Here is a 4154-nt window from a genome sequence, read left to right as displayed (position 1 = left end):
GCAGACCGAATTTCCAGCGCGCTTTCAACTGGTGGGCGCCATGAACCCCTGCCCCTGCGGCTTTCTGGGCCACCCCACCCGGGCCTGCCGTTGTACGCCCGACCAGGTGTCGCGCTACCAGGGCAAGCTCAGCGGCCCGTTGCTGGACCGCATCGACCTGCACGTGGAGGTGCCCGCCTTGCCGCCCGACAACCTGTTCACCCACCAGCCGGGCGAAGCGAGCGCCAGCGTGCGTGAACGGGTGGTCGCGGCCCGAGACCGCGCTGAGGCCCGCCAGGGCTCTGCCAACCAGGCCTTGGCGGGGCGCGCGCTCGATGAACACGCCCTGGCCGATGCCTTGGCGCTCAAGTTCCTGCACACCGCCGCCGCCCGACTGGGCTGGAGCGCGCGCGGCACACACCGCGCGCTGAGAGTCGCGCGAACCATCGCCGATCTGGCCGCCAGCGACACCGTGGGCGTGGCGCACATCGCCGAAGCGGTGCAGTACCGGCGGGTGGTCAAAACGGGCGGCTGACAGGAGACGGGCAACACGCCGCATGACCTTGTGCTGTGGTGCAGCGAGGCAACTGGTATGGTTTCCGGCTTCCCCCATTTGCAGCAGGAGACATCATGAGCTACCCCCACACCCAACTGTTTATCCACGGCCAATGGCGCGACGCCGCCGCCGGCGAAACGCTGGCCGTGTTCAACCCGGCCACCGGAAAAGAAATCGGCCGCGTGGCCCACGCCCGCCAGGCCGACCTGGACCTGGCCCTGGACGCCGCCCAAAAAGGCTTTGAAGTCTGGCGCGACAAGCCGCCCATCGAACGCGCCAAGGTCATGCGCGCCGCCGCTGCGCTGATGCGCGAACGCGCCGGCGCCATTGCCGCGCTGCTCACGCAAGAACAAGGCAAGCCGCTGGCCGAGGCCAAGGGCGAGGCCATGGCCGCGGCCGACATCATCGACTGGTTCGCCGACGAAGGCCTGCGCGTTTACGGCCGTATCGTGCCTTCGCGCGGCAACCTCGCCATGCGCCAGATGGTGCTCAAAGACCCGGTCGGCCCGGTGGCCGCGTTCACGCCCTGGAACTTCCCCATCAACCAGGTCGTGCGCAAGCTGGCCGCAGCTCTGGCCACCGGCTGCTCCATGATCGTGAAGGCGCCCGAAGAAACCCCGGCCGCGCCGGCCGAGCTGGTGCGCGCCTTTGCCGACGCGGGCCTGCCACCCGGCGTGTTGGGTCTGGTCTACGGCACGCCGTCGGAAATCTCCAGCTACCTGATCGCGCACCCGGTCATCCGCAAGATCACCTTCACCGGCTCCACGCCGGTGGGCAAACAGCTCGCCGCCATGGCCGGCCAGCACATGAAGCGCGTGACCATGGAGCTGGGCGGGCACGCGCCGGTGATCGTGTGTGAAGACGCCGACGTGGCCCTGGCCGTGAAAACCGCCGGCGGCGCCAAGTTCCGCAACGCCGGGCAGGTGTGCATTTCGCCCACGCGCTTTCTGGTGCACGAGAGCATTGCCAAGGAGTTCTCGGCGGCGCTCGTGAAACACGCTGCGGGCTTGGCGGTGGGCGACGGCACGGCCGAAGGCACGCAGATGGGTCCGCTGGCCAACCCGCGCCGCGTGACGGCCATGGCCGAGTTCACCAAGGACGCGGTGGAACGCGGTGCCACGCTGGCCACCGGCGGTGAGCGCATCGGCGAGGCGGGCAACTTCTGGCAGCCCACCATCCTCACCGACGTGCCGCTGGACGCGCGTGTGTTCAACGACGAGCCCTTCGGTCCCATGGCTGCGGTGCGCAGTTTCAAGACACTGGAAGAGGCCATCAGTGAGGCCAACCGCCTGCCGTTCGGCCTGGCCGGCTACGCCTTCACGCGTTCCTTGAAAAACGCCGACCTGCTGGCGCGCCGCGTCGAGGTGGGCATGCTGTGGGTCAACATGCCCGCCATGCCTTCGGCCGAAATGCCGTTCGGCGGCATCAAGGACTCGGGCTACGGCACCGAGGGCGGCCCGGAGGCGATGGACGCCTACCTGAACGCGCGGTCCATCTCGATCATGAACGTCTGAAACCGAGCAGGGGGTGCTTCACCCCTTGTTGGGGCCCAGCTTGTTCGTGAATGCCACGACGAGCGCAGTCATCAAGAAAAACGCCTGCAGCTCCAGGCGCCAGCCACCGGTGTTGGTGATGTCCATGAAGTGGCTCGAATGCACGAGCACCAAGGCGAACACCATGTTGATCGCGATCACCAGCGCCGCCGGCACCACCCACACGCCCACCAGCAAGAGCAGCGGCGCGATCAACTCACCGAGGTACACGCCGTAGGCCAGCGCGCCAGGCAGGCCCTTGGCCACCAGCATGCCTTCGATCCCGCCCACACCCCCGGTCACCTTGGCCCAGCCGTGAAAGATCATGAGGATGGCGAGGGTCCAGCGCAGCAGGATCACGCCGAAGCGGGGTTGGTTGAAGAGGTTGTTGAGTGTGTTCATGGATGGTCCGAGTTGTTTGAAAAGAGGCCTCAAGGCTGAGCGCTTTGTACAGGAGTGGGTTCCCGGTTCTTCAAAAAGAACATAAACTTTGTCAAAACAGCCAATTTGACAATCTTTAAACATGCCCAAAATCTCGCCTTCACTGCAAACGCTGCCCCCGGAAGCGGCGGCGGCGCTCGTGCGCCTGGGTGAACATCTCGCACTCGCACGGGTGCGGCGGCAGGAATCACAGCGGGCATGGGCCCAGCGGTTGGGGGTTTCGGTGCCCACGCTGGCGCGGCTGGAGCGCGGTGACCCGGGCGTGAGCGCCGGCATCCTGGCCACTGCGCTCTGGATGGTCGGGCGCACGCAGGCGCTGGGCGATCTGGCCGCGCCCGAGCTCGACGCCGGCGCGCTGGAGCTCGACATCCGTGCCGCCCGCCGCACCCGCGCCGTGCGTTCGCAGGCCTCCATCAGTGCGCGCCTGGCGCGCAAGCCGGGGCCACCATGACCTTTGTCCCTGTCGACACGCTGCACCTCTGGTACCTCGGCCAGCCTGCCCAGCCGGTGCTCGTGGGTTCGCTGCACCTCGTGATGGGCGGGCGCGGCGTGTCGCTGCGCTACGCACCCGACTGGTTACGCCAGGGATTTGCGCTCAGTGAAGACCTGCCCCTGATCGACCGCGAGCACCTGCCCACCGAGAAAGACTGCGCCGCCGGCGCGGTGGATGATGCACGCCCTGACCGCTGGGGCGAGCGCGTGATCCGGCTCTTGCACCGACCGCCACGCCTGTCGCTGCTGGAGCTGCTGTATTTCACCGGCGACGACCGTTTCGGCGCCCTGGGTGTGTCGACTTCGGCCGATGAGTACCTGCCCCACGCAACGTCCGCCTTGCCGCAGTTGGGCGACGCGCAGGCGCTGCACGCTTTGGTGCGCCGCGTGCAACAAGGCGCTCCGGTGGATGAATCCGAGCGACGCCTGATCGCGCCCGGCGCCACCATGGGTGGGGCGAGGCCCAAAGCGTTGATAGAGATTGACGGCAAAAGCTGGGTGCTGAAATTTGGCGACGAGACCGGCTCCCACGAAGGCCTGCTGGAGCACGCCAGCCTCACGCTCGCGGCCCTGGCCGGCATCCGCGTGGCCACCACGCGCCCGGTGCCGCTGGCCAGAGGCACAGCGCTGGCCATCGAGCGTTTTGATCGCGCCCCCGGCCAGCGCCTGCATGCGTTGTCGGCCCACGTCGCCTTGCGCGCGGCGGGTAGCGAACCGGGCTACCCCGCGCTGGCACAACTGCTGCGACGGCGCGGTGTGTTGGCCCATGGCCAATGGCAGCAAGACATGCACGAGCTGTTCCGTCGGCTCGTGTTCAACATCCTGATCGACAACACCGACGACCACGAGAAGAACCATGTACTGCTGGTGCAGGACAACCAGCAGTTGCGCCTGTCACCGGCGTTCGACGTACTGCCCACTGGCCAGGCACTGGGCTACCAGTCGATGCATGTGGGGAAAGACGGCGCGGTCAGCAGCGTGGACAACGCGCTGTCGATGGCGGCGATGTACGGACTGAGCGCGCGCGAGGCGCTGGAAGAGGCCCGGCGCGTGGCCGGTGTGGTGGAAGGCTGGCAGGTCCACTTCATCGCACAAGGTGTGAGCGCTGAAGCTACCGCGCTGCTGGCCGATCAGATCGACCGGCCGTTCCTGCG

The 4154-nt window shown here is 67.5% G+C and carries 5 protein-coding genes; 4 read left to right on the top strand and 1 reads right to left on the bottom strand.

Annotation, left to right across the window (positions count from 1 at the left end):
* A partial coding sequence (locus tag Q0C59_RS19020; protein ID WP_291218524.1) for an ATP-binding protein occupies positions 1–514 on the top strand: 514 nt, incomplete at its 5' end.
* Between the two features lie 95 nt (positions 515–609).
* A complete protein-coding gene (locus Q0C59_RS19015) occupies positions 610–2049 on the top strand; it encodes an NAD-dependent succinate-semialdehyde dehydrogenase (protein WP_291218522.1) in 1440 nt (479 codons plus the stop codon).
* 18 nt (positions 2050–2067) lie between these two features.
* On the opposite strand, the gene Q0C59_RS19010 is transcribed toward Q0C59_RS19015, so the two are convergent.
* Entirely contained in the window at positions 2068–2469 is a 402-nt protein-coding gene (locus tag Q0C59_RS19010; RefSeq protein WP_291218520.1) for a DoxX family protein, read from the bottom strand.
* A gap of 121 nt (positions 2470–2590) precedes the next feature.
* Between Q0C59_RS19010 and Q0C59_RS19005 the strand changes: the two genes are divergently transcribed.
* Positions 2591–2959, top strand: coding sequence for a helix-turn-helix domain-containing protein (locus tag Q0C59_RS19005; RefSeq protein ID WP_291218518.1), 369 nt, complete (start codon positions 2591–2593; stop codon positions 2957–2959).
* Positions 2956–4154 (top strand): type II toxin-antitoxin system HipA family toxin (locus Q0C59_RS19000; RefSeq protein ID WP_291218516.1); only part of this gene is annotated, 1199 nt, incomplete at its 3' end. The genes Q0C59_RS19005 and Q0C59_RS19000, both read left to right, overlap by 4 nt.

Source organism: Hydrogenophaga sp., from assembly GCF_022844385.1.
In the GTDB taxonomy this organism is placed as follows: Bacteria; Pseudomonadota; Gammaproteobacteria; order Burkholderiales; family Burkholderiaceae_C; genus Hydrogenophaga.
This window is presented reverse-complemented; position numbering and strand designations above follow the sequence as displayed.